23 protein-coding genes are annotated in these 26,006 nt (G+C 66.7%); 17 read left to right on the forward strand and 6 right to left on the reverse strand.

Annotated features, from left to right (window positions below; all coding sequences use genetic code 11):
• Nucleotides 1-101: 101 nt before the first annotated feature.
• The 9 genes from K5K93_RS14575 (at nt 102) to K5K93_RS14615 (ending at nt 9,090) form a co-directional block, all read left to right on the forward strand.
• Nucleotides 102-1,421, forward strand: coding sequence for a M20 family metallopeptidase (locus tag K5K93_RS14575; protein ID WP_093818228.1), 1,320 nt, complete (start codon nt 102-104; stop codon nt 1,419-1,421).
• Between the two features lie 563 nt (nt 1,422-1,984).
• The gene (queF, locus tag K5K93_RS14580; protein WP_222388261.1) at nt 1,985-2,803 is read left to right on the forward strand and encodes an NADPH-dependent 7-cyano-7-deazaguanine reductase QueF; all 819 of its coding nucleotides are present in this window, start codon (nt 1,985-1,987) and stop codon (nt 2,801-2,803) included.
• Nucleotides 2,804-3,009: 206 nt separating this feature from the next.
• Nucleotides 3,010-3,303, forward strand: coding sequence for a LysM peptidoglycan-binding domain-containing protein (locus K5K93_RS14585; RefSeq protein WP_093818171.1), 294 nt, complete (start codon nt 3,010-3,012; stop codon nt 3,301-3,303).
• A gap of 47 nt (nt 3,304-3,350) precedes the next feature.
• Complete coding sequence (locus K5K93_RS14590) at nt 3,351-3,854, forward strand: hypothetical protein (protein WP_025878596.1); 504 nt, start codon at nt 3,351-3,353, stop codon at nt 3,852-3,854.
• Nucleotides 3,855-4,225: 371 nt separating this feature from the next.
• Complete coding sequence (locus K5K93_RS14595) at nt 4,226-6,448, forward strand: NADP-dependent isocitrate dehydrogenase (RefSeq protein ID WP_093818170.1); 2,223 nt, start codon at nt 4,226-4,228, stop codon at nt 6,446-6,448.
• Nucleotides 6,449-6,780: 332 nt separating this feature from the next.
• On the forward strand, nt 6,781-7,728 hold the full coding sequence (locus tag K5K93_RS14600) for a hypothetical protein (RefSeq protein ID WP_059065350.1): 948 nt from the start codon (nt 6,781-6,783) through the stop codon (nt 7,726-7,728).
• Nucleotides 7,721-8,269 carry an ATP/GTP-binding protein gene (locus K5K93_RS14605; RefSeq protein WP_025878599.1) on the forward strand — a complete coding sequence of 183 codons (549 nt, stop codon included), beginning with the start codon at nt 7,721-7,723 and terminating at the stop codon, nt 8,267-8,269. The genes K5K93_RS14600 and K5K93_RS14605 overlap by 8 nt, the downstream gene beginning before the upstream one ends.
• Nucleotides 8,262-8,678, forward strand: a complete 417-nt coding sequence (locus K5K93_RS14610) for a roadblock/LC7 domain-containing protein (RefSeq protein WP_222388262.1) — start codon at nt 8,262-8,264, stop codon at nt 8,676-8,678. The genes K5K93_RS14605 and K5K93_RS14610 overlap by 8 nt, the downstream gene beginning before the upstream one ends.
• 52 nt (nt 8,679-8,730) lie before the next feature.
• Nucleotides 8,731-9,090 carry a hypothetical protein gene (locus tag K5K93_RS14615; RefSeq protein WP_025878601.1) on the forward strand — a complete coding sequence of 120 codons (360 nt, stop codon included), beginning with the start codon at nt 8,731-8,733 and terminating at the stop codon, nt 9,088-9,090.
• A gap of 63 nt (nt 9,091-9,153) precedes the next feature.
• Here K5K93_RS14615 and K5K93_RS14620 read toward each other — a convergent pair whose 3' ends face one another.
• On the reverse strand, nt 9,154-9,900 hold the full coding sequence (locus K5K93_RS14620) for a KilA-N domain-containing protein (RefSeq protein WP_025878602.1): 747 nt from the start codon (nt 9,898-9,900) through the stop codon (nt 9,154-9,156).
• 177 nt (nt 9,901-10,077) lie between these two features.
• Here K5K93_RS14620 and aceK point away from each other — a divergent pair, with 177 nt between their 5' ends.
• Together aceK and K5K93_RS14630 are read left to right on the forward strand one after the other, a co-directional pair.
• The gene (gene aceK, locus K5K93_RS14625; RefSeq protein WP_222388263.1) at nt 10,078-11,808 is read left to right on the forward strand and encodes a bifunctional isocitrate dehydrogenase kinase/phosphatase; all 1,731 of its coding nucleotides are present in this window, start codon (nt 10,078-10,080) and stop codon (nt 11,806-11,808) included.
• Nucleotides 11,809-11,873: 65 nt separating this feature from the next.
• Nucleotides 11,874-12,749, forward strand: a complete 876-nt coding sequence (locus tag K5K93_RS14630) for an energy transducer TonB (RefSeq protein WP_314818394.1) — start codon at nt 11,874-11,876, stop codon at nt 12,747-12,749.
• Between the two features lie 58 nt (nt 12,750-12,807).
• Here the strand turns inward: K5K93_RS14630 and K5K93_RS14635 are convergent, their stop codons facing one another.
• The 3 genes from K5K93_RS14635 to trxA form a co-directional block, all read right to left on the reverse strand.
• Entirely contained in the window at nt 12,808-14,382 is a 1,575-nt protein-coding gene (locus K5K93_RS14635; protein ID WP_222388265.1) for a sensor domain-containing diguanylate cyclase, read from the reverse strand.
• Nucleotides 14,383-14,605: 223 nt separating this feature from the next.
• Nucleotides 14,606-16,375 (reverse strand): transcription termination factor Rho, encoded by a 1,770-nt coding sequence (gene rho / locus K5K93_RS14640; protein ID WP_222388266.1) that lies wholly within the window; start codon nt 16,373-16,375, stop codon nt 14,606-14,608.
• Between the two features lie 229 nt (nt 16,376-16,604).
• Nucleotides 16,605-16,934: a thioredoxin gene (gene trxA / locus K5K93_RS14645; RefSeq protein ID WP_025878607.1), complete on the reverse strand. Its 330-nt coding sequence runs from the start codon at nt 16,932-16,934 to the stop codon at nt 16,605-16,607.
• 511 nt (nt 16,935-17,445) lie between these two features.
• Here trxA and rhlB point away from each other — a divergent pair.
• From rhlB to rpoH, 6 genes are all read left to right on the forward strand, one after another.
• Nucleotides 17,446-19,173 carry an ATP-dependent RNA helicase RhlB gene (gene rhlB / locus K5K93_RS14650; RefSeq protein ID WP_222388267.1) on the forward strand — a complete coding sequence of 576 codons (1,728 nt, stop codon included), beginning with the start codon at nt 17,446-17,448 and terminating at the stop codon, nt 19,171-19,173.
• A 126-nt stretch (nt 19,174-19,299) separates the two neighbouring features.
• Nucleotides 19,300-19,986 carry a cell division ATP-binding protein FtsE gene (ftsE, locus tag K5K93_RS14655; protein WP_025878609.1) on the forward strand — a complete coding sequence of 229 codons (687 nt, stop codon included), beginning with the start codon at nt 19,300-19,302 and terminating at the stop codon, nt 19,984-19,986.
• Nucleotides 19,987-19,988: 2 nt separating this feature from the next.
• Nucleotides 19,989-20,936, forward strand: a complete 948-nt coding sequence (gene ftsX, locus K5K93_RS14660; RefSeq protein WP_025878610.1) for a permease-like cell division protein FtsX — start codon at nt 19,989-19,991, stop codon at nt 20,934-20,936.
• 7 nt (nt 20,937-20,943) lie between these two features.
• On the forward strand, nt 20,944-21,786 hold the full coding sequence (locus K5K93_RS14665) for a response regulator (RefSeq protein ID WP_093818161.1): 843 nt from the start codon (nt 20,944-20,946) through the stop codon (nt 21,784-21,786).
• Nucleotides 21,787-21,795: 9 nt separating this feature from the next.
• Nucleotides 21,796-22,521, forward strand: a complete 726-nt coding sequence (ung, locus tag K5K93_RS14670) for a uracil-DNA glycosylase (protein ID WP_222388268.1) — start codon at nt 21,796-21,798, stop codon at nt 22,519-22,521.
• 253 nt (nt 22,522-22,774) lie between these two features.
• Nucleotides 22,775-23,650 carry an RNA polymerase sigma factor RpoH gene (gene rpoH / locus K5K93_RS14675; RefSeq protein WP_093818159.1) on the forward strand — a complete coding sequence of 292 codons (876 nt, stop codon included), beginning with the start codon at nt 22,775-22,777 and terminating at the stop codon, nt 23,648-23,650.
• Between the two features lie 126 nt (nt 23,651-23,776).
• Here rpoH and purD read toward each other — a convergent pair whose 3' ends face one another.
• Both purD and K5K93_RS14685 read right to left on the reverse strand, forming a co-directional pair.
• Nucleotides 23,777-25,060 (reverse strand): phosphoribosylamine--glycine ligase, encoded by a 1,284-nt coding sequence (purD, locus tag K5K93_RS14680; protein ID WP_222388269.1) that lies wholly within the window; start codon nt 25,058-25,060, stop codon nt 23,777-23,779.
• Nucleotides 25,061-25,118: 58 nt separating this feature from the next.
• Nucleotides 25,119-25,997 carry a hypothetical protein gene (locus K5K93_RS14685; RefSeq protein WP_222388270.1) on the reverse strand — a complete coding sequence of 293 codons (879 nt, stop codon included), beginning with the start codon at nt 25,995-25,997 and terminating at the stop codon, nt 25,119-25,121.
• Between the last annotated feature and the right edge of the window lie 9 nt (nt 25,998-26,006).

Here is a 26,006-nt window from a genome sequence, read left to right on the forward strand (position 1 = left end):
ACGGATGGGACGGGCGCTCAGACAGATGGACGACGCTGGAGGTTCCCGTAACGGCAAGGTTGCCCTACATTCAGGTGCAGACCCCTTCCGTGGAGATCGAGATGCGCCGTTCGTTGCTGCTGTCCGCCCTGCTGCTGGCCCTGCCGGCCCTTGTCCACGCCGAGGACGCGCAGCGCCCGGAAGTGACCGCTGCCGCGCAGCGCCTGCAAGCCAAGGTGGTTGAATGGCGGCGCGATTTCCACCAGCACCCGGAACTGTCCAACCGCGAGGAACGCACCTCCGCCGAAGTTGCCAAGCGCCTGCGCGCGATGGGCCTGAAGCCGAAGACCGGCATCGCCCACCATGGCGTGGTGGCGATCATCGAAGGCGGCAAGCCGGGGCCGAAGATCGCCCTGCGCGCGGACATGGACGCACTGCCGGTGACCGAGCAGACCGGCCTGCCGTTCGCCTCCAAGGCCACCGCGCAGTACCGCGGGCAGACCGTAGGCGTGATGCACGCCTGTGGCCATGACGCGCACACCGCCACCCTGCTGGGCGTGGCCGAAGCGCTGGTGGCGATGAAGAAGGACCTGCCGGGCCAGGTGATGCTGATCTTCCAGCCGTCCGAAGAAGGTGCACCGCCGCCGGAAGAGGGCGGGGCGGCGCTGATGCTGAAGGAAGGCCTGTTTGCCGACTTCAAGCCCGAGGCGGTGTTCGGCCTGCATGTGTTCTCCAGCGTGCAGGCAGGACAGATCGCGGTGCGCGGGGGGCCGCTGATGGCCGCGTCCGATCGTTTCGGCATCAAGGTGATCGGCCGACAGACCCATGGCTCGGCACCGTGGAACGGCGTCGACCCGATTGTTGCCACCGCCGACCTGATCGGTACCGCACAGACCATCGTCAGCCGCCGCGCCAATCTGTCCAAGCAGCCGGCGGTGCTGACCTTCGGCGCGATCAACGGCGGCATCCGCTACAACATCATTCCCGATGAAGTGGAAATGGTTGGCACCATCCGCACCTTTGACGAAGGCATGCGCCAGCAGATCTTCGCCGACCTGCGCAACGTGGCCGACCACACCGCCGCCGCGCATGGGGCCAAGGCGGTGACCGACATCTACGAATCGGAAGGCAACCCGGCCACGGTGAACGACCCGGCGCTGACCGCAAAGATGCTGCCGAGCCTGCAGGCGGTGGTGGGCAAGGACAACGTGTACGAGCCGCCGCTGCAGATGGGCGCGGAGGATTTTTCGCTGTACGCCAAGGAAGTGCCGGGCATGTTCTTCTTCGTCGGTTCCACCAGCGTAGGCATCGACCCGGCGACGGCGCCGGCCAACCATTCGCCGAAGTTCCTGCTGGATGAGAAGGCGCTGGATGTCGGATTCCGCGCGCTGCTGCAGGTGAGCCTGGATTATCTGCATGGTGCCGGCACCCCGGCGGGTTGAGGGTTTCGGGCAGGGCTGCGCCCTGCACCCGCCGAAGCGGTAGTGCCGGCCGCTGGCCGGCAACCTCAACAGCAACGGCAAAAGATGGCTATCTGTGGGATGGCGGGGTGGGTCCGGTGGCAGGGGACGGCGCAAGTACGTCCCTGTAGCCTCGGTCGCGCCATCCATGGCGCTCACGCCCCTGCCACCGGACCCACCCCGCCTTCGACAGCTTCCCGCGGCTGTCGGAACGACATCCTGCTTTGGTAGGTGTCGACCTTGGTCGACACGGCGGACATCATGAACGTCTGAAGCATCGGTTTTTGATTTTGATTCTTTCCTGATCTTTCCCGTGGTGGCGCGGGAAATTGGCCGTGGCCGGGAGGGTGGGTTGGCTGGGGGCGTAAGCGCCATGGATGGCGCGCCCGAGCCTACAAGGACGTATTCACGGCGTCCCCCAGCCCACCCACCCTCCCGGCCAACCCGATAGACCGCTATGCCGACCAACCAACCCCACCACGGAGGGGCTCCGCCGTTGGCCGACCCGGCCGAAGGCCCGCTCTGCGCGCGATACAATAAGCACCATGAACACCCCACAGGATTCCAGCCTCGGTCGCGAGGTCAGTTACCCGTCGCAGTACGATCCCGGCCTGCTGTTTCCCATCCCGCGCGTCGGCGCCCGCGCCGAGATCGGTCTGGACGAGGCCGCGCTGCCCTTCGTCGGCCATGACCGCTGGCACGCCTTCGAACTGAGCTGGCTTGACCCGCGTGGCAAACCGCAGGTCGCCGTCGCCACCGTGCAGGTGCCGTGCACCTCGCCGCGGTTGATCGAATCGAAGTCGTTCAAGCTGTACCTGAACTCCCTCAACAGCACCCGCATCGACAGTGCCCAAGCCCTGCGCGAGCGCCTCGTCGCCGACCTGTCGGCCTGCGCCGGCGCCCCGGTCCAGGTCACGTTCGGCCTGCCGGCGTTGCGCGAATCACCGCTGGGCGAGTCGATCGACGGCCTTGAGGTGGACATCGATTGCTATGGCCCGCCGCAGGCGGACTACCTGTCGGCCAACGCCGATGCGCTGGTGGAGGAGACCCTGGTCTCGGCCCTGTTGAAGTCCAACTGCCCGGTCACCGGCCAGCCGGACTGGGCCACCGTCAGCCTGCGCTACCGCGGCCCGCAGATCGATCGTGCCGGCCTGCTGCGCTACCTGGTCAGCTACCGCGAGCACGCCGAGTTCCACGAGCAGTGCGTCGAGCGCATCTTCAGTGAAGTGTCCGCGCGCTGCCGGCCGCAGTGGCTGGAAGTCGAAGCCCGCTATACCCGTCGCGGTGGCCTGGACATCAACCCGTGGCGCGCCAGCCCCGGCATTGCCGCCCCGGCCGCGACCTACCGCGAACTGCGGCAGTAGCCGCCGCAGGCGGCTACAGGTAGCGCCGGGCCATGCCCGGCGAGCGCAGCGGCCCCATCCAGAGCCGCCCGGCATGGCCTGGCGCTACCGGTTGGGCCCCGATTGTTCAGCCGCCCCGGGGGGCGGCTTCACATCGGCACCATCCCCATTTAACAACCTCTATGACACCGTGCCAGCCATGTAGTCATACAGACGGGAGTGTGTGGATGAGTACCGAGAAGAAAGCCGATTTCTCCGGCGTCAGTGGCAGCGTCGACAGTACCGCCCAGCAGGTCCCCAAGGCGGACTTTTCCGGCGTCAGTGCTTCGGTGGACAGTACCGCCGAGGTGGCCAGCGGTGGCACCTACACCGTGCAGAAGGGGGATTCGCTGTCGAAGATCGCCAAGCAGCATCTGGGCGATGCCAACGCCTGGAAGAAGATCTTCGAAGCCAACCGCGATGTGCTCGACGACCCGGACAAGATCTTCCCGGGCCAGACCCTGAAACTGCCGCCGAAGTAATACCGGCGATCCAATCGCCGTCCGAACAATCCTTGGAGGAATCCCGAATGATCAAGACGACCCCGCTTCAGAATGCCCTGCTGGCCGCGCTGCTGGGCAGCGTCGCCCTGGTGGGCTGCAAGAAGAAGGAAGAAACCGCAGACAACAACGCGGCTCCGGCGGCAACCACGCCGGCCGAGGCGCCCGCGCCGATGACCGGCGCGCCGCCGCCGATGGCTGCATCGGCCGTAGCGGTATCGGCGGTCACTGTCGGCAAGACCGCTGCAGCTGACAAGTCGGTGACCACGGCCGCCCTGTTCGCGCCGAAGGACGATGTCATCGTCTCGGTGAAGACCGACGGCGCGGCCAACAATGTCACCGTCGGCGCCAAGCTGACCTTCCAGGATGGCCAGGTGGCCGGTGAGCAGAACGCAACCCTGAACACCAGCGGTGCAGAGACCACCAACATCACCTTCAAGAATGCCAATGGCTGGCCGGCCGGCAAGTACCGCGCCGAAGTCATGGTTGATGGTAAGGCGGCCGGAACGCCGCAGGAGTTCGAGGTCAAGTAAGTCCCGCCGACTCTCTCCCGGTTGGACTCACGATGGACGCAGCCGCGAGGCTGCGTCCTTTTTTGTTGGCGGCGTTGCGGGAAGGCCTCATCCGCGCAAGGCGTGGATCCACGGGTGCAGACACCTGACCGATCCTCGCGCGGGGATGTTTCCGCAGACCCACGCCATGCGTGGATGGATCACAGCGTTGCCGGCGTGCAGTACCGCCGCGTATGGCACGGCTTTGCCCCGCGCGGCTGAAAACGCGACAATGCAGGGGTTTCCCCGGCGCGCGCCCACCCTGACGGCGGCGGGGAAAGTGACACGGTTGCACGTGGCCCGGCGCTGGCGCCGGCCTTCCCCTGAGCACTGCTACAGAGTCCAAGTCCCCCATGTCCAAGATCCTCTACACGCTGACCGACGAAGCACCGTTCCTGGCCACCCAGTCGCTGCTGCCGATCGTCGACGCCTATACCTCCACCGCGGGCATCGCAGTGGAAACCCGTGACATCTCGTTGTCCGGCCGCATCCTGTCGCTGTTCCCGGAACTGCTGAGCGATGCGCAGAAGGTCAACGATGACCTGGCCGAGCTGGGCCAGCTGGCGACCACCCCCGACGCCAACATCATCAAGCTGCCGAACATCTCCGCCTCGGTGCCGCAGCTGAAGGCCGCCATCAAGGAACTGCAGGACCAGGGCTATCCGCTGCCGGATTACCCGGAGACCCCGGCCGACGACCAGCAGCGCGACTACAAGGCGCGCTACGACAAGGTCAAGGGCAGCGCAGTCAATCCGGTGCTGCGCGAAGGCAATTCCGACCGGCGCGCGCCGCTGTCGGTGAAGAACTACGCCCGCAAGCACCCGCACCGCATGGGCGCCTGGGCGTCCGATTCGAAGTCGCACGTTGCGCACATGGACGCGGGTGATTTCTACGGCAGCGAGAAGTCGGCCACCCTGGCCAACGCCGGCGCGCTGAAGATCACCCTGCACGGCAAGGACGGCAGCACCGTCGTGCTGAAGGAAAAGACCGCGGTCAAGGCCGGTGAGATCGTCGACGCGGCAGTGATGAGCCGCAAGGCGCTGGCCGCCTTCATCGATGCGCAGATCGAAGACGCCAGGTCGCAGGGCGTGCTGTTCTCGCTGCACCTGAAGGCGACCATGATGAAGGTCTCCGACCCGATCATGTTCGGCGTGGTCGTCAACGAGTTCTACAAGGACGTGCTCGCCAAGCACGCCGACACGCTCAAGCAGGCCGGTTTCGATGCCAACAACGGCATCGGCGACCTGGTCGCGCGCCTGCCGTCGCTGCCCGAAGCCACCCGTGCCGCCATCGAAGCCGACCTGCAGGCCGAGTATGCGCAGCGCCCGGGCCTGGCCATGGTCAACTCGGACAAGGGCATCACCAACCTGCACGTGCCGAGCGACGTGATCGTCGACGCCTCGATGCCGGCGATGATCCGCGACTCCGGCAAGATGTGGAATGCCGAAGGCAAGCTGCAGGACACCAAGGCGGTCATTCCGGATCGCTGCTATGCCGGTGTGTACCAGGCCGTCATCGATGATTGCCGCAGCAACGGTGCCTTCAACCCGGCCACCATGGGCTCGGTGCCCAACGTCGGCCTGATGGCGCAGAAGGCTGAAGAGTACGGCTCGCACGACAAGACCTTCCAGATCGCTGCCGACGGCGTGGTCAAGGTCACCGACGAGGCTGGCAACGTGGTGTTCGAACACGCCGTGGAAGCCGGTGACATCTGGCGCATGTGCCAGACCAAGGACGCGCCGATCCAGGACTGGGTCAAGCTGGCCGTCGAACGCGCGCGCCTGAGCAGCACCCCGGCCGTGTTCTGGCTGGACGCCGCCCGCGCCCACGACGCGCAGGTCATCGCCAAGGTCGAGACGTACCTGAAGGACCACGACACCACCGGCCTGGATATCCGCATCCTGCCGCCGGTGGAAGCGACCACCTTCTCGCTGGCCCGCATCCGCAAGGGCGAGGACACCATTTCGGTGACCGGCAACGTGCTGCGCGATTACCTCACCGATCTGTTCCCGATCATGGAGCTGGGCACCAGCGCCAAGATGCTGTCGATCGTGCCGCTGATGGCCGGTGGCGGCCTGTTCGAGACCGGTGCTGGCGGTTCGGCGCCGAAGCACGTGCAGCAGTTCGTCGAAGAGGACTACCTGCGCTGGGATTCGCTGGGTGAGTTCCTGGCCCTGGCCGCGTCGCTGGAGCACCTGGGCAACCGCTACGACAACGCTGCCGCCCGCGTGCTGGCCAAGGCGCTGGACGAGGCCAACGGCCAGTTCCTGGACAACGACAAGTCGCCCTCGCGCAAGCTCGGTGGCATCGACAACCGTGGCAGCCACTTCTACATCGCCCTGTACTGGGCGCAGGCCCTGGCAGCGCAGAACGAAGATGCCGCGCTGCAGGCACGCTTCGCTCCGCTGGCCAAGGCGCTGGCCGACAACGAGCAGAAGATCGTTGACGAGCTGATCGCGGTGCAGGGCAAGGCCGTGGACATCGGCGGCTACTACCGTCCGGACGTGGCCAAGGCCGCTGCCGCGATGCGTCCGAGCGCGACCTTCAATGCCGCGCTGGAGCAGCTGCGCGGCTGATTCATCGCCGCCCGGTTGAGACCTGGAAAGAAACCCGCGCCTCGGCGCGGGTTTCTTTTTTGCGGGCCTGGGGTCAGATCCCTCTGTACCGCAGAGGGATCTGACCCCACCCATGGCGTGGATGTACTCGGGCCCGGAACCGTGAAATCCGTCATCTGTCGGAACGCCGTCAACACGGCATGAAACTTGCCCGCGATGGCAGTCGCAGAACGGACGCATGCATGTTCACCACTGCCACCAATATGAGCAGTCGATCACGACGATGGCGGCAAGCCATGGCCTAGCCTTGGCGATGCGAGACCGCCGGGGAGGTGGTCGCACGGGGAACACGGATGGCACGCGTGCTCGTAGTGGGAACCGACATCCAGGGCGAACAGGCCCTGCTGCAGAGGCTGCGGCTGGCCTCGGCGCTGCCGGACGGGCAGATCCGCCGCAGCCAGGACCTGGACGACTGCGATCTGCTGGTGATCCGCGATACGCCAGCGCTGCGCAACGCGGCACTGCGCATGCGCCAGCAGCGCCCGCGCCTGCACTGCTGGATCGAGGATCTCGGCGGCCAGTTGCGCGAAGGCGATGGCGGCCAGGACGTACTGGATGATGGCGCGATCGGACGGGCGCTGCGCGGCATGCAGACCGGCACCGATGCGACACCGATCCGCCTGGCTGACGGCGCGCATGCGATCACCCGCCTGCTGCGCGAGCGGCTGCCATCGCGGCAGGGCCAAGCGCTGCTGGGCGAGGGTGGAGAGCCGCTGCTGCTGCTGGATCTGGAACAGGACCAGGCGGTGCTGCTGCACGAGCCGGCGACGGTGCTGGTGGAACGGCTGGCGCAGGGCTTCGAGCACCTGTATCTGGATGCGCTGCTGCCGGCGCAGCTGCAGGCACTGGCGGGTGACCGCACGCGACTGCCGTTGCGTCCGTTGCTGTGGCAATGGGCGCAGCGCAGCCGTCATTGGCAGGCGTTGGATGAGCGCCTGCGCGGGGCGTCGGTGAAGCTGCTGCGCTGGCCGGACTTCCGCGTGCTCGGCCACGATCACGATGGCTTCCGTCTATGTTCGCTGCTGCTCAAGCGTGCCTGCACGGTGGACGAATGCGCGATGCTGCTGGATCTTCCCGCCGCCGCCGTGCGCGATTTCATCCACGCCGCCTACCTGTGCGGCTATGCGCAGCTGCAGGTCGCACCTGCAGTACCGCTGGCGGGTGCGCGTGCCAACACTGCCGACAACGGCCTGCTCGCACGCCTGTGGCGCACGCTGCGCGGGAGTGATCGCGATGCGTGAGCACAAGGTGGTGGTGCTCGGTGGCATGGGCAGCGGAAAGTCGACATTGGTCCGCAGCATCGCCGCCGGTGCGGTGGTCGACACCGACGTGGCCAACAGCGACCGCGCGGGTGCCGACAAGGCTTCGACCACGGTGGCGCTGGACTACGCCGATATCGACCTGCCCAACGGCGAGAGGCTGCGCCTGTATGGCACGCCTGGCCAGCAGCGCTTTGATTTCCTGTGGCCGATCCTGCTGCAGGGTGCGCGCGGCGCGGTGTTGCTGCTGGACGCGCGCCGCGCCGGGGTGGCCGCCGAGCTGGACGCCTACCTGCAGGTGCTGCGCCCGTTCGGCCCTGCATTGGCCCTGGTGGTGGCGGTGACCCATCTTGACCAGGTGCCGGCAGCGGCACTGGATGACTGGGCCGAGCGCGCCCGGCTCGATGGCCAGCCGCTGCCGCTGCTGGCGGTGGATGCCCGTGATCGCGAACAAGGACTGCTGCTGATGGACGTACTGATGAGCGAAATGGAAGCGCATGCACTGGTGGCCGCACATGGCTGATGGACAAGGCACGCCGTTGCCGGACGCGCAGCAGCGCGAGCGCCTGCGGCCGCTGCTGCAGGACCTGCAGCAGCGGGTGGAAGGGGTGCGCACCGTGGTGCTGGCCAGCGTCGATGGCTTTTCCCTGGTCAGCGCAGGTGCGGAGGGGCGTGGCGAACGCCTGGCGGCGATGACCAGCGCGATGCTGGCCCTGGCCGCAGCAGTGGGGCGCGAACTGGCACTGGGCGATCTGCAGACGCTGATGCTGGAGGCCGCCGGCGGCAAGGTGCTGATGCTGGCCATCCAGGCCGAGGCGCGCGCGCCGCTGCTGCTGATGGCGGCCTGCGACCAGCGCAGCGTGATCGGCCAGGTGCTGTGGCAGAGCAGGGAATGTGGCCAGGCGATCCTGGCCGAACTCAGCGGATCGTGAGCCCGGCCGCAGGGGAACGAGGGGCTCGAACCAACATTGAGAGGGGTGCAACGTGGCTGGATTGAATGATTCGTTGACTGCACTGATGGGTATCGATGGCGCGCAGGCCGTGGCGCTGGTCGACTACGAAAGCGGCATGCTGCTGGGCGAGGCCGGTTCGGGCATGGACATGGAAGTGGCGGCGGCCGGCAACACCGAAGTGATCCGCGCGAAGATGAAAACCGCCGCCTCGCTCAACCTCAACGATGGCATCGAGGACATCCTGATCTCGCTCGGCAAGGCGTATCACATCATGCGCCCGGTGGCGAAGAAGAAGGGCCTGTTCTTCTACATCGTGCTGGACCGGACCAAGTCCAACCTCGCCCTGGCGCGGCGCAAGGTGCAGGACGTGGAGGCCGAACTGGCGATCTGAGCCGGCTCGGTGGGACCGATCCCTGGTGCTGCACGGCAGCCCAGGGATCGGTCCGCTGTGATGTCATGTCGAAGGCAGCAGAAGCGTGCGTACGAAGGTCAGCGCCTGCCTGTCGCGCGCAGCAAAGTATCTGGGCGCATGCAGTGGGAGCCAGGTCTCGTTGAAGTGCCGGCGAAAGTCTTCGTAAAGCTCGTTCGGATAGAGCTTTGCCTGCACGTTGCGGCCGTCTGGATAGCTGTGCTCATAGGTGTCGAAGGTGTTGGGATCGATGCCCTTGTGATCGCGCAGCCACTTGCAGAACAACCGGCCCTCGGAGATGTCCGGCACCAGCTCCTGCGGCAGCGTATAGCCCGCCTGCTCCAGTGGCGCGATCAGGTTCAGGGTCAGCTCGTTCAACATCGAGAAATGCGTGTAGGGCACTTTCGAGCGGTTCTGCATGTAGCGCTCGATGTGGGCGGGCATGACGGCGTTCGCCCGGCCCTGCTGCCATTCCACCACCCATTGCGACACCTTCACCGCGAATTTGCGTGACAACCATTGGCCGAGATTGATGGCCAGGTAAGGGTGGATCCAAGTGCCCTGCATCGCCGCATTGCCCCCGGACACCACATGGATGAGCTGGTCCTCCGGGAGGCCGGTCTGCAGGGTCAGCTCCTCGATGAACTCACCGGTGGATTTCAGCGACCGATAGTCCGACCAGCGCTTGCCCACTGACTGGCAGAGCGCCGTCGCGCTGATGTAGCCGTCGCGTACCCGTTGCGGGATTACGTTGCCTTCCTCCATGCGTGGGATCAGGGTCATTTGCTGCATGCGTCACCTCATGCCGTTATGGGCCTGAAAGAGTAGGCAATGCAGTCGCCCGGGGTCTGTAGGAATGGTTGCGTTTGTCTGGTTCTCTGAGGCAGCAGCAGCCGAGCGTGGCTCGGCTCTACACAAGCTACCCCACGCCAGCGTATGGTGAGGTCGGTTCCCCCGGATACGTCGTGCATGTCCGATCCTGTCACTGCAGCCGAACTCGCACCGCGCATCGCCGAGGCCATCCGCGATGGTTTCGAGCAGTATCACGCCCGCTTCGCCGCGATCACGGCGCGCGCCCGGGTGCGTTTCCAGCAGCGCGACTGGGCGGCGGCGCGCCACGATGCGGTCGAGCGCATTGCCCTGTACGACCAGTGCATCGCCGAGCAGATGGATGCGCTGCGGCGGCTGGCCGGTGACGCCATCAGCGATCGCGCGCTGTGGCTGCAGGTGCACGCGCACTTCAGTGCCCTGCTGCAGGGCCTGATCGACGCCGAGCTCTACAAGACCTTCTACAACACGCTGTCGCGGCGGCTGTTCGCCATCCGCGGTGTGGATCCGGAAGTGGAGTTCATCGCCTTCGATGTCGAGCCCTCCGATGCGATCACCCATCCGGTGGCGCGCCACACCTACGCGGTCTCGCCGACGCGGCCGGTAGAGGCGCTGCAACGGGTGCTGGCCGACTACCGCTTCGATGTTCCGTATGCGCACCAGTTGCGCTGTGCCGCCGCCATCGCCGTGCGCCTGCAGGATGACCTGGCGCACTGGGGCGACACGCCGGTACGCAGCATTGAACTGCTCGATACCGTGTTCTACCGCGAGCGTCGCGCCTATCTGGTCGGGCGCGTGTTCGGTGAACACCGTTTCTCGCCGTGCGTGATCGCGCTGGTCAACGACGACCGGGGCCTGCGCGCCGATGCCGTGCTGACCCGGCGTCGCGATGTGGCCCATCTGTTCGGCGTGTCGCGCAGCTATTTCCAGGCCGACCTGGGCACGGTTGGCGATGCGGTGGTGTTCCTGCGCAGCCTGCTGCCGGGCAAGCCGATCGACGAGATCTATACCGTGCTCGGGCGCGCCAAGCAGGGCAAGACCGAGCGCTACCGGACGTTCTTCCGCCACTTCAATGAACACCCGAACGAGCGTCTGGCGCATGCCGAGGGCACGCCGGGCATGGTCATGGCGGTGTTCACCCTGCCCAGCTACCCGCTGGTGTTCAAGCTGATCCGTGATCGTTTCGCTTGGCCCAAGACGATGTCGCGGCAGCAGGTGGAGGAGAAGTACGCCCTGGTGTTCAACCTCGACCGTGTCGGTCGCCTGCTTGACGCACAGCCCTACCGGCACCTGCGTTTCCCGCGCGAACGCTTCGCCCCGGTGCTGCTGGACGAGCTGCTGCAGCAGTGTGCGCAGAGCGTGCGCGTGGATGGCGACGAGGTGGAGATCGCGTTGTGCTACGTGCAGCGCCGCTTCCGGCCACTGAATCTCTATCTGCGCGAACAGGCTGGCGAGTCGGTGCGCGCAGCGGTACTCGACTACGCGCAGGCGATCACCGACATGGCGCGCAACAACATCTTCCCCGGTGACATGCTGCCGAAGAATTTCGGCGTGTCGCGCCACGGCCGTGCCGTGTTCTACGACTACGACGAGTTGTGCCTGGTCAGCGACTGCGTCTTCCGGGCCTGGCCCAAGCCAAGCTCCGCAGAGGAAGCGATGGCCGATGAGCCCTGGTTCCATGTCGGTCCGCGCGATGTCTTCCCCGAGCGGTTCGGGCCGTTCATGGGCTTGCCGGCGCAGGAACTGGCAGCGGTGCGCGAGCACTACCGCCATCTGTTCGATCCCGCCTGGTGGCAGGGGCTGCAGGTGCGCTTTGCGGCGGGCGATTATCCGGACACGCCTCCGTACTCGGCTGCGCAGCGGTTGGCGTGATAGGCCGCGCGGACCGCGTGGAACTCGGGTAATCTCGGCACTTTCATCACCAAGGACCGGCAATGATGCGTTCTTCTGTTTTCCTGGCACTGGTCCTTGCGGTGTCTGGCGGCGCCGCCCTGATCGATACCGCCGATGCACAGACCGCGCGCGAGGTACGCAGGCAGGCCGAGGCCAGCATGACCCTCAGTGGCGTCATCGACATCGGCCGCGAAGGCCAGGTGGAAGGGTTCCAGCTCGATCACCGCGAGAAGGTTGATGCTGGCGTAGCGGGGTTCGTCGACAAGGCGGTGCAGAGCTGGCGCTTTGAGCCGACGCTGGTCGACGGCAAGCCGATGCCTGCCCGTACTACCGTCCACCTGCGTCTGATTGCCGGCAACATGGAGGGCAACAGCATGCAGGTACGGGTGGTTGATGCCCGCTTCGGCAAGCTCGGCGGATCCAGTGCGCCGAGCACCGATGACGTCACCGCAGCGAAGACGCGCGCACCGGTCTACCCACCGCAGGCGGCATCGATCCGCGGGCAGGGCACTGTCATGCTTCTGGTCAAGGTCGGGCGTGATGGCAAGGTAGCTGACGTAATTGCCGAGCAGACCAACCTGACCGTGGTCGGTCCCGAGCGTACGATGAACCAGCTGCGCGACGTGCTTGCCAAGGCCAGCGTCAGGAGCGCCCGCGAATGGACCTTCAACCCGCCCACTACCGGCGAGGACAAGGACCGGGACTTCTGGACCGTGCGCGTGCCGGTCAATTATTTCTTCGACAAGCAGAGCGAGCGTTACGGCCGCTGGAGCGCGTACATTCCCGGCCCGCGCCAGCAGGCGCCGTGGAAGACCGGTGAGGAAATCCAGGTCGCCGGAACCGATCTGCTGCCCGAAGGCGGTGTGTACATGGTCGGTCGGGCGCAGGAAGGCCCGCGCCTGCTCACCCCGCTGGGCTGATGCGTGATTGCGGGATGCACCGGGCCTGCCCCGGCGCATCCCGCTTGAATCGATGTGCTCAATCGGCGTGCGGGTACACCACCACCCGGTTGCGGCCCTGTTCCTTGGCCAGGTACAGGGCCTTGTCGGCCAAGCGCAGTGCCTGTTCCGGATCGGTATGGAAACTGGGGAAGTGGGCCACGCCCAGTGACACGGTGATGGTGCCCACCGGAGCGAACGGTTCGTCGGCGATGGCCTGGCGCAGGCGCTCGCCGGTCTGCCGGGCCGCTTCGATGCCAACGCCCGGCAGCAGCACCAGGAACTCCTCGCCACCGGCGCGGCACAGCACGTCGGTCTCGCGCGAATGCCGCCGCATCTGTTCGGCGATATGTGCAATGGCCGCATCACCGACGTCGTGACCGTGGCTGTCGTTGATCGACTTGAAGCGGTCGATATCCAGCGTCAGGATCGCAAACGGCAGGCCCTGCGCCTGCAGCGCGTCGAGCGCCTGCTGCAGCCCGCGGCGGTTGAGCAGTCCGGTCAGCGGATCGGTGCGGCTGGCGCGGTTGAGCGTGCCGATCCGGTCCTGCAGCGCATTGAAGCTGTACAGCACCGCCTGTTTCAGCTGCGCCACCTCGAAGTACCAGGCGCGGATGCCATTGACGTGGCTGATCGCGTTGCCGGTATCTTCGCCGTCCTGCACGTTGCGCGCCAGCTGCCACAGCGGCAACGAAATGCGGCGGGCGAACCACCAGGTGATCAGCAGCGACAACACGCCCAGCGGAATGGCATTCCAGATCACCGCCGACATCAGGCGAGACAGCGGCTGCAGCGTCGCCTCGGTCGGGCGCTGCGCGACGATGCCCCAGCCGGTTGCCGCCACGGGCGCGTAACCGGCCAGCATCGCCACCCGGTGGTTGTTGCGCACCTGCTGCGCACCGCGCTGGCCGCGCATCACTTCTTTCACCGCCGGGTTGTTCAACGCGTAGGTGCCCACTTCCTTGGGGTTGTTGTGATAGATCAGGCGGCCATGGCGGTCCACCACGTACAGGTAGGAACCATCGCGGTAGTAGTGCGTACCCAGCAGGGTGTTGAGTGCACTGCGCTGGCGCAGGTACAGCGTGCCGCTGACATAGCCCCGGTACTGGCCGCTGCGGTCGAATACCGGGTGCGAGATCGAGATCAGCAGCTTGCCGGTGGCCGACTGGTAGGGATCGCTGATCATCGGCTGGCGCCGTTCCAACGCTGCCTTGTTGCCAGCGCTGCGCAGGATCTCGCCCTGCAGCTGCAGGCTCTGCGGCGAGGTCGCGATCACCCGCCCGTCGTTGGCCACCACCAGCGAGGAGTTGAAGCTGCTGGACTGCAGCTGCAGGCGACGGGCCTCATCCTGCGCCTGGGCCGGATCCATGTCGCTGTCGCCAAGCCGGGTGGCGGCATAGGCCAGCTGCTGCTGCGCGGCCAGCAGGAAGTTCTGCGTGGTCTCGGCCAGCTTGGTGGCGTACACGCGGTTGGCTTCCAGGGTGTTGCCCACCAGTTGGTCGCGCTGCACGCGATAGCTGGCAAGCAGCGTATTGGCCAGGGCGATGACGGCGCTGAGCAGGGCCAGGGCAAGGATCAGCTTGCCCAGGTTGAGCCGGGGGGACAGTGTGCGCATGCAGTTGAAGGATCGGGCAGGGCTGGACCCGCCGGATCCTCCGGATGGGGCAACAGCGGGAATCGGCGGCCCGGCCAGCACGGCCGGGGCGGAGAGTCAGGCATTTGTCCCGCAGATTATCGCCAAATCATCGGGCCGCGAAGTGAAGCCGTTTGTCCTGCCGCCACCCAAAGAAAAAGCCCCGCACTGCGGGGCCTTTCCGTATTCCATCAATGCCGCGCGATCAGCGCTTCATCGAACCGAAGAACTCGTCGTTGGACTTGGTGTTCTTCATCTTGTCCAGCAGGAATTCCATCGCCGTCATTTCGTCCATCGGATGCAGCAGCTTGCGCAGGATCCAGATCTTCTGCAGCAGCTCCGGCTCGATCAGCAGGTCTTCGCGACGGGTGCCCGAACGGTTGATGTCGATGGCCGGGAACACGCGCTTTTCAGCGATGCGACGGCTCAGGTGCACTTCGCTGTTGCCGGTGCCCTTGAACTCTTCGTAGATCACCTCGTCCATCTTCGAGCCGGTATCGACCAGTGCGGTGGCGATGATGGTCAGGCTGCCGCCTTCTTCCACGTTGCGCGCGGCACCGAAGAAGCGCTTGGGGCGATGCAGGGCGTTGGCGTCCACGCCACCGGTCAGCACCTTGCCCGAGCTCGGCACGACGTTGTTGTAGGCGCGCGCCAGGCGGGTGATCGAGTCGAGCAGGATCACCACGTCCTTCTTGTGCTCGACCAGGCGCTTGGCGCGCTCGATGACCATTTCGGCCACCTGCACGTGGCGCGCGGCCGGTTCGTCGAAGGTCGAGCTGATGACCTCGCCGCGCACGGTGCGCTGCATTTCGGTCACTTCTTCCGGGCGCTCGTCGATCAGCAGCACGATCAGGTGCACGTCCGGATGGTTGGTGGTGATGGCCGTGGCCACCTGCTGCATCATCATCGTCTTGCCGGCCTTCGGCTGGGACACGATGAGCGAGCGCTGGCCCTTGCCCTGCGGTGCCATCAGGTCGAGGATGCGGCCGGTGATGTCTTCCGACGAACCGTTGCCGCGCTCCAGGGTGAAGCGGCGACGCGGGAACAGGGGGGTCAGGTTCTCGAACAGCACCTTGTTCTTCGACGCTTCCAGCGGCTCACCGTTGATGGTGTCCACGATCGACAGCGCGAAGTAGCGCTCGCCGTCCTTCGGGAAGCGGATGCGGCCGGACAGGTGGTCGCCGGTACGCAGGTTGAAGCGGCGGATCTGGCTGGGCGAAATGTAGGTGTCGTCCGGGCCGGCCAGGTAGCTGGCCTCGGCCGCGCGCAGGAAGCCGAAGCCGTCCGGCAGGATTTCCAGCACACCGTCGGCGGCAACGCCGTCGCCGTGGCGGGTCAGCACCTTCAGCAGCGCGAAGATCACGTCCTGCTTGCGGGCACGGGCCACGCCTTCGGAAATCTGCAGCTGCTCGGCGATCTCCAGCAGCTTCTGGGCCGGCATGCGCTTGAGGTCGCTCAGCGAATAGACCGGGAAGCCTTCGGGCACGTTGGCGTGCGGACGCGGTACGAACGGTTGCTGTTCGCCGTTGTCGTTGGGCATGCCGTCGTCGCGGAAGCGACCGCCGTTGCCACCACCGCCGCCATTGCGATCACGGTCGCGGCGATTGCGGAAACGGTCACGGCGGTTGCCTTGGCCTTGCTGGCCCTGCTGGCCGCCCTGGTTGTAGGGGTTCTGGTTCTGGCCACCGCCCTGGTTGTTCTGCTGCGACTGCCGTGGCTGGCCGGATTCGCGGCCCTCGCCGCCTTCGCCGCCGCCACTGCTGGCAGGGGCCTCGGCGGCGGGTGCGCTCGGCGCGGAAGGCGCTGCGGCCGGTGCCGGCGCTTCGGGCGCGGCTGCCAGCGGAAGGGCAGGTTGCGCCGGGGCGGCGCTGGTTTCGGCGGCGGCCGGAGCGGCAGCCTTGGTCACGCGGGCTTTGCGCACGCGCTTTTCGGCGGGCGCTTCAGCGCTACCGGTTTCGGAAGTGTTATCGGACAAGAGCGTTATTCCTCGCTTGAAGGTGCGAGCGCCCGGCTGGGGCGGCGAACATTGGGAATGGGTCTGGAAGAGACTGCGTCCAGAAGATGCGGCACGCGAACGCGGCCGGATATGCCGACACTATCATCGGCCTGCGGCGCCACGCAAGGGTCGCCGGATACGGTATTCAGTCAGGCGCGGGGGCGCCCGCCCGGCAGCCGTGGAAAACGGCTGCCGGTAACCTGCGGGATCAGGCCAGAGCCTTGTCCAGCAGGCCGGCCAGCTGGGCCTTGCCAACGGCACCAATCTGCTCGCCAACCTTCTCGCCGTCCTTGAAGACGACCAGGTAGGGAATCGAACGCACGTGGTACTTGGCGGCCAGGGCGCGGTTGTTGTCCACGTTGACCTTGGCGATCTTGGCGCGGCCCTGGTAGGCATCGGCCAGTTCATCCAGCGCCGGGGCGATCATCTTGCACGGACCACACCACTCGGCCCAGAAATCGACCAGCACCGGTTCCTTGGAATTCAGTACGGCGCTATCAAAGTCGGCATCGCCGACGTGTACAACCTTGTCGCTCATCTTGGTTTCTCGTCTTGGATTGCACCCGGCCAGGCCGGAGGTGGGTGAACTGGGCCATGCCCGGTGGCGTGACCCTCGTCGTTGCCTCGCGGCCGACTGCCACGGTGCGTTCGGCGGGATGCCTGGACGCTCACGGCCGGCAGTGTACCCCTATCGCAGGGCGGGGACAGGTGCTGGCTGGAACCCAGCGTATCGTGATCGGGGGTGAGCACGGTAGGTGTCCGATTTCACTGTCCCCGCCTGAAATGGGGGTGTCGGCGCGATAGGCCATGGGAGCCCGCGCCGCTGTTCAAGCGCGGTACTGCGGGGTGAAGAGGTGCGTCTCCGTATGGGGTGAGACGGCGGATTCCGGTTTGCCGGCCCGAGTGCGGTAAACTGGGGCATTGTGCGGCGCGCGGACCCGAGAGTCCCGGCCAGCCCGACCCGCCGCAGGGGCCGCAGTTTGCGACGGAGCCCCAGACAGATTTCAGTGCCGCCGCCCGCAGGCGCGTGGCCATACCAAGACGGACACATGAGCGACAAACCGCTGACCGATTTGACTTTTTCCTCCTTTGATCTGCATCCGGCCCTGCAGGCCGGTCTTGAAGGAGCCGGATTCACCCGCTGCACGCCCATCCAGGCGCTGACCCTGCCGGTCGCGCTGCCCGGTGGCGATGTCGCCGGCCAGGCCCAGACCGGCACCGGCAAGACGCTGGCCTTCCTGGTCGCTGTCGTGAACCGCCTGCTGACCCGCCCGGCACTGGCCGACCGCAAGCCGGAAGACCCGCGCGCACTGATCCTGGCGCCGACCCGCGAACTGGCCATCCAGATCCACAAGGATGCGGTGAAGTTCGGTTCCGAGCTTGGCCTGCGCTTCGCCCTGGTCTACGGCGGCGTTGACTACGACAAGCAGCGCGAGATCCTGCAGCAGGGCGTGGACGTGATCATCGCCACCCCCGGCCGCCTGATCGACTACGTCAAGCAGCACAAGGTGGTTTCGCTGCACGCCTGCGAGATCTGCGTGCTGGACGAAGCCGACCGCATGTTCGATTTGGGCTTCATCAAGGACATCCGCTTCCTGCTGCGCCGCATGCCCGAGCGCTCCACCCGGCAGACCCTGCTGTTCAGCGCCACCCTGAGCCATCGCGTGCTCGAGCTGGCCTATGAGCACATGAACGAGCCGCAGAAGCTGGTGGTCGAAGCCGAGACCATCACCGCCGCGCGCGTGCGCCAGCGCATCTACTTCCCGGCCGACGAAGAGAAGATTCCGCTGCTGCTGGGCCTGCTGTCGCGCAGCGAAGGCGCGCGCACCATGGTCTTCGTCAACACCAAGGTGTTCGTCGAGCGCGTGGCCCGTTCGCTGGAGCGCGCCGGCTACCGCGTCGGCGTGCTGTCCGGCGACGTGCCGCAGAAGAAGCGCGAGAGCCTGCTCAACCGCTTCCAGAAGGGGCAGCTGGAAATCCTGGTGGCCACCGATGTGGCCGCCCGCGGCCTGCATATCGACGGCATCAAGTACGTCTACAACTACGACCTGCCGTTCGACGCCGAAGACTACGTGCACCGCATCGGCCGTACCGCCCGCCTGGGCGAGGAAGGCGATGCCATCAGCTTCGCCTGCGAGCGCTATGCGATGGGCCTGCCGGACATCGAGGCCTACATCGAACAGAAGATCCCGGTCGAAGCGGTCACCAGCGAGATCCTGACTTCGCTGCCGCGCCCTGAGCGTGCCGCCCCGGCACCGGGCGAGGAAGGCGACGAGAACGAAAGCGTCGGCCAGATCTTCCGCGAAGCACGCGAAGCGCGCGCCGCCGAGGAAGAGCGTCGTGGCGGCGGCCGTAGTGGCGGTCGTTCCGGCAGTGGCGGCAGTGGCCGTGGCAGCCGCGATGGCGAGCGCAGCGGCGAACGCCGTCCGCGTGGCCCGCGCAAGCCGCGTGTGGAAGGTGAGCAGGTTGCTGCCGCCGCAGTCGAGGGTGCGGTGACGGCTGAAGCCGCCGCTGTACAGGCCCCGCGTCCGCCGCGCGCCGAAGCTGCGCCGGAAGGTGCGGTGGATGGTGAGCGCAAGCCGCGCAAGCGTCGTCGTCGTCGACACGGCCGTCCGGTCGAGGGTGGCGAAGCTGTGGCAAGCAACGCCGGCAACGGCGCCAGCCCGGTCACTCCGGTGCAGGTGGTGGCCAAGCCGGTGCGCACCAGCGCCGATGCCGGCGACTCGTTCCTGACCCGTATCGGCCGCAAGATCCGCCGGATGCTGTCGGGCAATTAAGCCGGTAGCGCCGGGCCATGCCCGGCGAGCGCAGCGGCCTCCGTCCGGGGCCGCGATGCCGGAAGGTTTTCGCCGGGCATGGCCCAGCGCTACCGATCCGTCGCGCCGGTCCTGCATAATCGGGGCATGAGTGTCCTGCGCTTCGACAATGTCAGCAAACAGTACGCCGGTGGCCACGAAGCCCTGACCGATGTCAGCTTCGAGGTCGCGCCGGGCGAAATGCTGTTCGTCACCGGTCACTCCGGGGCGGGCAAGAGCACCCTGCTCAAGTTGATCCACCTGGACGAGCGGCCCAGCCGCGGCGCGGTGATGTTCGACGAGCGCAACCTGCTGAAGGTGCGCGGCGGTGATGTGCCGCGGCATCGACGCGCGGTCGGCGCGGTCTACCAGGACCACCGCCTGCTGATGGACCGCTCCATCGCAGAGAACGTGGCGCTGCCGCTGATCCTGCGCGGCACCCGCCGTGGCGACATCAACAAGCGCGTGCGTTCGGTGCTCGAGCGCATGGGCCTTGGCCACCGCGAGAAGGCGCTGCCCTCGCAGCTGTCGGCCGGTGAGCAGCAGCGCGTCGGCATCGCCCGGGCGATCGTCGGCGAGCCCAAGCTGCTGGTGGCCGACGAGCCGACCGGCAACCTCGATCCAACCCTGGCGGCCGAGATCATGTCCCTGTTTGCCGAGCTGCCCGCGCGCGGCACCAGCGTGCTGGTGGTCAGCCATGACCTGCCGCTGCTGCGCCACATGCGCAAGCGCGTGCTGATCCTCGACCACGGCCGGCTGGTGGACGACATCTCGCCGCAGGATCTGGCGGAGTAACCATGGCCAAGAACGAAAACACCGAAGCTGCTGCGCCGTCGCGCCTGGGCGTGTGGTTCCAGCATCACGTGCACAGCGTAGTGTTCAGCCTCGGCCGCGCCTGCCGCAAACCGTGGGCGACGCTGCTGACCGTGATGGTCATGGCGCTGGCCCTGGCGCTGCCGCTGGGCCTGTCGATCGCGCTGGACAACCTCAAGCAGTTTGCCGGCAGCGTGCAGCAGTCGCGCGACATCAACGTCTTCCTGAAGGCGGACGTCGACGGCCCGGGTGCGCTGCGCCTGGCCGGGGAACTGCGCGATCGCCCGGACGTGGCCAGTGTCACCGTGCGCACGCCGGAGCAGGGCCTGGAGGAACTGCGGCAGGCCGGCCTCGGCGAAGCCATCGACGCACTCAACGACAACCCGTTGCCCTCGTTGCTGGTGGTCACCCCGGGCCAGGGCCAGGACGATGCACGGCTGGCACGCGCGCTGGAAAGTCTGCCCGGTGCCGACCTGGTGCAGCACGACGCCCTGTGGCGGCAGCGCCTGGATGCCTGGCTGGCCTTCGGTGCGCGGCTGGTGCAGGTGCTGTCGGTGCTGCTCGGCGCCGGTGCCGCGCTGGTGGTCGGCAACACCGTGCGCCTGGACATCCAGGCCCGCCGCGAGGAAATCGGCGTGCTGCAGCTGCTCGGCGCCAGCGATGGTTTCATCCGCCGCCCGTTCCTGTACCTGGGCGCCTGGTATGGCCTGGGCGCCGGTGCGGTCGCGCTGGGCCTGATCGGCATTGCCGGTGCCGCCCTGCGCGCGCCGCTGGCCGAGCTGTCGCGCAGCTACGGCAGCCCGTTCGTGCTGCATGGCCTGGACCTGCTGCATGGCAGCCTGGTGCTGCTTGGCACCTTGTTGCTGGGCTGGCTGGGCGCATGGCTGGTGACCGGCCACTTCCTCCGCCAGACCCGCCCGACCGACACCTGAGACCGGCATGCAACCGCAAGCGCTGAAGCACCTTGAAGGGCCCGCGACGCGGGTGATGGTGGTTGACGGCTCCAAGCTGGTGCGCAAGCTGATCGCCGACGTCCTGCAGCGCGATCTGCCGGGCGTGGAGGTGATCGGCTGCGACAGCATCGAAGACGCACAGCATGCGCTGGCGCAGGGGCCGGTCGATCTGGTCACCACCTCGTTGACCCTGCGCGATGGCGACGGCCTGGCGCTGGCGCGGAAGGTGCGCGAAGCGGCAGGGCAGGCCTATGTGCCGGTGATCGTGGTCTCCGGCGACGCCCAGCAGCACCTGGAGCAGCGCCGCTTCACCGAGTACGTCACCGACTACTTCGACAAATCGCTGGGCCACGAGGCCCTGGCGACCTTCGTGCGCGGCTACGTGCAGCCGCAGACCATTCCCGGCGCGACCATCCTCTACATCGAGGACAGCCGGGTGGTGGCCGAGGCGACCAAGCGCATGCTCGAGCGCCAGCAGCTCAATGTGATGCATGTGGTCAGCGCCGAAGAAGCGTTTACCCTGCTCACCGCCGAATCGCTCGGGCGCAGCCGCCATCGCATCGATCTGGTGCTGACCGATGTGACCCTGAAGGGAGAGCTGAGTGGTCGCGACGTGGTGCAGCGCGTGCGCGTGGACTTCGGCTACGGCAAGCGTCGCCTGCCGGTGCTGGTGATGACCGGCGATGGCAATCCGCACAACCAGACCGGCCTGCTGCAGGCTGGCGCCAACGATCTGGTGCTGAAGCCGATCGAAGAGCGCCTGCTGATCACCAAGGTGCTGTTCCAGCTGCGGCTGGCCCGGTTGAATGATGGACCCCTGTTGCGATGACGTGTTGCGATGATCGATGAAGTAGTGGACACCCCGGCGATCCAGCTGGAACCGAGCTGGAAGCAGCGTGTGGGCGATTACCTGCTGCAGCCGCAGATGCGCGAGCTGTCCAGCTTCCTGCGGCAGCGCAAGGCCATCGGTGCGGCGGTGTTCCCGCCTGGACCGCAGATCTTCGCCGCCTTCGATGCCACCCCGTTCGATCAGGTGAAAGTGGTCATCCTCGGCCAGGACCCGTACCACGGCCGTGGGCAGGCCCATGGCCTGAGTTTCTCGGTGCAGCCGGGCGTGCCGGTGCCGCCGTCGTTATTGAACATCTACAAGGAAATCGAGGGTGACCTCGGTATAGCCCGCCCGGACCACGGCTGCCTGATCCCGTGGGCGCAGCGCGGCGTGCTGCTGCTCAACGCGGTGCTGACGGTGGAAGAGGGCAAGGCCGGTGCGCACCAGGGGCGTGGGTGGGAAGGCTTCACCGACCACGTGGTGGACGTGTTGAACCGCGAGCGCGAGGGCCTGGTGTTCATGCTCTGGGGCGCCTACGCGCAGCAGAAGGGCAAGGTGATCGATACCGGCCGCCACCGCGTGCTGAAAGCCCCGCATCCCTCGCCGCTGTCGGCCCACCGCGGCTTCCTCGGCTGCCGTCATTTCTCGATGGCCAACGAGTACCTGCAGCGCCGCGGGCAGGCGCCGATCGACTGGTCGCTGCCGCCGCGGGCGGCGCTGGCGCCATCGGGCTGAACGGCGGGCAACGCTGCCCCGTGCTGATGGGCGAAAACGCCGCCCGTTCAGCTGCCTTTGACCTGGTAAGGCTTTGTTTTGCGGGCTAGTGGGTTGAATTGCAAGGGATTGTGTATCCCGAAAAGCGCGCTCGCCACTGTCATCAAATCGCGCTACGGTAGGGTTCTGTTTGGGACCAGTGTTTCATCAATGGAATGCTGGAACTTTTTCCTCCTTTAGCAGTCCAAATCCCAGACTGCTAAGATGGGTGCCTATGAGCCAGAACACCTCTACTGCCCTTGTGGCAAACAATCTGCCGATTCCCAGTGCGCTCGGTTCGCTGGACGCCTATATCGGTGCCGTGCACCAGATCCCGGTGCTGTCGGTCGATAACGAACAGGACCTGGCCCGTCGCTTCCGCGACGGCAACGATCTGGACGCTGCCCGTGAGCTGGTGCACTCGCACCTGCGCTTCGTGGTGCACGTGGCCCGCGGTTACAACGGCTACGGCCTCGCGCTGGGCGACCTGATCCAGGAAGGCAACATCGGCCTGATGAAGGCGGTCAAGCGCTTCGACCCCGACATGGGCGTGCGCCTGGTGTCCTTCGCCGTGCATTGGATCCGCGCCGAGATGCACGAGTTCATCCTGAAGAACTGGCGCATCGTGAAGGTCGCCACGACCAAGGCGCAGCGCAAGCTGTTCTTCAACCTGCGCAAGTCGAAGAAGCGCCTGGGCTGGATGAACGCGGCCGAAGTCAGCGCAGTGGCCAAGGACCTGAACGTGTCCGAGCGCGAGGTGCTGGAAATGGAGTCGCGCCTGTCCGGCCGTGATATCGGTTTCGATGCCCCGACCGATGAGGACAGCGACCACGCGCCGCCGTCGCCGGCTGCGTATCTGGTGGCCAATGACGAAGATCCGTCGATGGCCTACGAGCGCGAGGACAGCGAAGACAACCAGATGCAGCTGCTGCGCGAAGGCCTGGCGGAACTGGATGCGCGTTCGCGCGACATCATCCGCCGCCGTTGGCTGGATGCGGACAGCAAGGTGACGCTGCAGGAGCTGGCGGACGAGTACGGCGTATCGGCCGAACGTATCCGCCAGGTTGAAGCGAACGCGCTGAAGAAGATGAAGGCGCTGTTCACCGCATAAGGCGGCGAAGCGTTTGAGTAATGGAAAGGCCCGGCATTGCCGGGCCTTTTTTTTCCTGCTGGATCCACGCATGGCGTGGATCTACTTCGCGATCCTGATCCACGCCACGCGTGGATCAGCGCGGTCTCAGATTTCCCGCGCGATCGCCCGCCAGCCGATGTCGGTGCGGTGGAACTCGTTGGCCCAGGTCACCTTCGCCACGCCCGCGTACGCGTTCGCCTGCGCGTCGCGCACGCTGTCGCCCAGCGCCGCCACGCACAGCACGCGGCCACCGGCGCTGAGCACCTGGCCCTGCGCATCCAGCGTCGTTCCTGCATGGAACACCTTGGCCGTTGCCGGCACATCATCCAGGCCGGAGATCACCTCGCCGGTGATCGGCGATTCCGGATACGGCCTGGCGGCCAGCACCACGCCGAGCGACGGGCGCGGATCCCACTGCGCGTCCACCTGGTCCAGACGGCCATCGATCGCCGCGTCCAGCAGGTCGACCAGGTCCGATTGCAGGCGCAGCATCACCGGCTGGGTTTCCGGGTCGCCGAAACGCACGTTGAACTCGATCACCTTCGGCGCGCCGCTGGCATCGATCATCAGGCCGGCGTAGAGGAAACCCGTGAACGGGATGCCGTCGGCGATCATGCCCTGCACGGTCGGGTTGACCACCTCGCGCATCACGCGGGCGTGCACGTCCGGGGTGACCACCGGGGCTGGCGAGTACGCGCCCATGCCGCCGGTATTCGGGCCGGTGTCGCCGTCGCCGACGCGCTTGTGATCCTGCGAGGTGGCCATCGGCAGTGCATGCATGCCGTCGACCATCGAAATGAAGCTGGCTTCCTCGCCGTCGAGGAATTCCTCGATCACCACGCGTGCGCCGGCATCGCCGAAGGCGTTGCCCGAGAGCATGTCGCGCACTGCGTCTTCAGCCTCGGCCAGGGTCATCGCCACGATCACACCCTTGCCGGCGGCCAGGCCGTCGGCTTTGACCACGATCGGCGCGCCCTTCTCGCGCAGGTAGGCCAGTGCCGCGTCCACCTCGGTGTGCACCGAATAGAACGCGGTGGGGATGTTGTGGCGTGCCAGGAAATCCTTGGCGTAGGCCTTGCTGCCTTCCAGCTGCGCGGCCGCCGCCGTCGGCCCGAAGATGCGCAGGTCGGCGGCGCGGAAGCGGTCGACCACGCCGGCCACCAGCGGCACTTCCGGGCCGACCACGGTCAGCGCCACGCCTTCGGCCTGGGCCAGGGCGAGCAGGCCATCGATGTCGGTGACCTTCACCGCCACGTTGCGGCACTTGTCTTCGTTGGCGGTGCCGGCATTGCCGGGCGCCACGAGCACTTCAGTGACACGGGAGGACTGGGCCAGCTTCCATGCCAGGGCGTGTTCGCGGCCGCCAGAGCCGATGACAAGTACGTTCATCACGAGATTCCAGATTGCGTGGGAAGGGAAGTTCCAGGTCCCCGGCGGCGCGTGTGCGTCATTGGCAGCCTTCGCGTCGCAGCGATTCGGGGAAGGAGTAGGTCCAGGACTTCGGGTCCAGGGTGAAGCGGTGCTGCTGACGCACCCGCTTGCCGCCGCAGGTGTTGCCGGTTTCCTCGATCAGCAGTGGCCAGATGCGCGCACCGCGGTCGCTGTCGTCGAAACGCAGTGCGAAATCGATGCTGAAGCGGCGGGTGCGGCAATCTTCGGCGGTATCGGGGTCGGCGGCCGCGTCGACGTTCTCGCATTCGTACTGGGCGTCGTTGTCGATGTGGCTGCGCACGTTGCCGGTGCTGGTCAGGCCTTTCGGGCCCGGCAGGACCAGGGTCTGCGAGAGCAGCGAGAAGCCCTGGCCGAACCAGCCATCCTCGACGCGGAAGCCGTAGAAATCGCTGCCGGCGCGGATGATGCTGGCGGTGCCGGGCTGGCCGCCACTGCCGAAGCGCTCGCCGGTCAGCTCACTGGTGACCCCGAAGCCATCGCCCTTGGGCTGCAGCACGAAGAACTCGATCGTTCCCGGGTCGATGTGCGCACCATCGACCAGCGCACCACACACCGCCAGCAGCTGCTGCCAGCTGTCACCGGTCACCACCGGCTGCTCGGCGCAGACCTGCCAGTCGATCGCGCGCGTTTCATCATCCTGGGTCCAGCTGCCGCGCCATTGGCCGGAAAGCGTGGCGTCCTTGCCGTAACGCCCGGTCAGGAACGCCTGCAGCCGCGCGGTGCGACTGACATGCGCCGCCGGTTCGCTGGCGGCGGGCTTTGCCGCATCTGCCTGCGGGGCAGATGCGGGTTCGGCGGCCGGCCTGCAGGCGGCCAGCAGGGCCGTGCCAGCGAAGGCGAGCACGGCAAGTGGTTTCAAAGAGACGGCAGACATCCGTGTCGC

The organism is Stenotrophomonas sp. DR822 (assembly GCF_019793815.1).
In the GTDB taxonomy this organism is placed as follows: Bacteria; Pseudomonadota; Gammaproteobacteria; order Xanthomonadales; family Xanthomonadaceae; genus Stenotrophomonas; species Stenotrophomonas indicatrix.

Coding starts and splice junctions, on each gene's coding strand:
- rhlB (WP_222388267.1), top strand. CDS start 17,446: ATGAGCGACAAACCGCTGACCGATTTGACTTTTTCCTCCTTTGATCTG.
- purD (WP_222388269.1), bottom strand. CDS start 25,060: ATGAACGTACTTGTCATCGGCTCTGGCGGCCGCGAACACGCCCTGGCA.
- ftsE (WP_025878609.1), top strand. CDS start 19,300: ATGAGTGTCCTGCGCTTCGACAATGTCAGCAAACAGTACGCCGGTGGC.
- K5K93_RS14590 (WP_025878596.1), top strand. CDS start 3,351: ATGATCAAGACGACCCCGCTTCAGAATGCCCTGCTGGCCGCGCTGCTG.
- ftsX (WP_025878610.1), top strand. CDS start 19,989: ATGGCCAAGAACGAAAACACCGAAGCTGCTGCGCCGTCGCGCCTGGGC.
- K5K93_RS14575 (WP_093818228.1), top strand. CDS start 102: ATGCGCCGTTCGTTGCTGCTGTCCGCCCTGCTGCTGGCCCTGCCGGCC.
- trxA (WP_025878607.1), bottom strand. CDS start 16,934: ATGAGCGACAAGGTTGTACACGTCGGCGATGCCGACTTTGATAGCGCC.
- K5K93_RS14635 (WP_222388265.1), bottom strand. CDS start 14,382: ATGCGCACACTGTCCCCCCGGCTCAACCTGGGCAAGCTGATCCTTGCC.
- K5K93_RS14605 (WP_025878599.1), top strand. CDS start 7,721: ATGCGTGAGCACAAGGTGGTGGTGCTCGGTGGCATGGGCAGCGGAAAG.
- K5K93_RS14665 (WP_093818161.1), top strand. CDS start 20,944: ATGCAACCGCAAGCGCTGAAGCACCTTGAAGGGCCCGCGACGCGGGTG.
- K5K93_RS14585 (WP_093818171.1), top strand. CDS start 3,010: ATGAGTACCGAGAAGAAAGCCGATTTCTCCGGCGTCAGTGGCAGCGTC.
- K5K93_RS14620 (WP_025878602.1), bottom strand. CDS start 9,900: ATGCAGCAAATGACCCTGATCCCACGCATGGAGGAAGGCAACGTAATC.
- K5K93_RS14630 (WP_314818394.1), top strand. CDS start 11,874: ATGCGTTCTTCTGTTTTCCTGGCACTGGTCCTTGCGGTGTCTGGCGGC.
- K5K93_RS14595 (WP_093818170.1), top strand. CDS start 4,226: ATGTCCAAGATCCTCTACACGCTGACCGACGAAGCACCGTTCCTGGCC.
- K5K93_RS14685 (WP_222388270.1), bottom strand. CDS start 25,997: ATGTCTGCCGTCTCTTTGAAACCACTTGCCGTGCTCGCCTTCGCTGGC.
- queF (WP_222388261.1), top strand. CDS start 1,985: ATGAACACCCCACAGGATTCCAGCCTCGGTCGCGAGGTCAGTTACCCG.
- K5K93_RS14610 (WP_222388262.1), top strand. CDS start 8,262: ATGGCTGATGGACAAGGCACGCCGTTGCCGGACGCGCAGCAGCGCGAG.
- ung (WP_222388268.1), top strand. CDS start 21,796: ATGATCGATGAAGTAGTGGACACCCCGGCGATCCAGCTGGAACCGAGC.
- aceK (WP_222388263.1), top strand. CDS start 10,078: ATGTCCGATCCTGTCACTGCAGCCGAACTCGCACCGCGCATCGCCGAG.
- rpoH (WP_093818159.1), top strand. CDS start 22,775: ATGAGCCAGAACACCTCTACTGCCCTTGTGGCAAACAATCTGCCGATT.
- K5K93_RS14600 (WP_059065350.1), top strand. CDS start 6,781: ATGGCACGCGTGCTCGTAGTGGGAACCGACATCCAGGGCGAACAGGCC.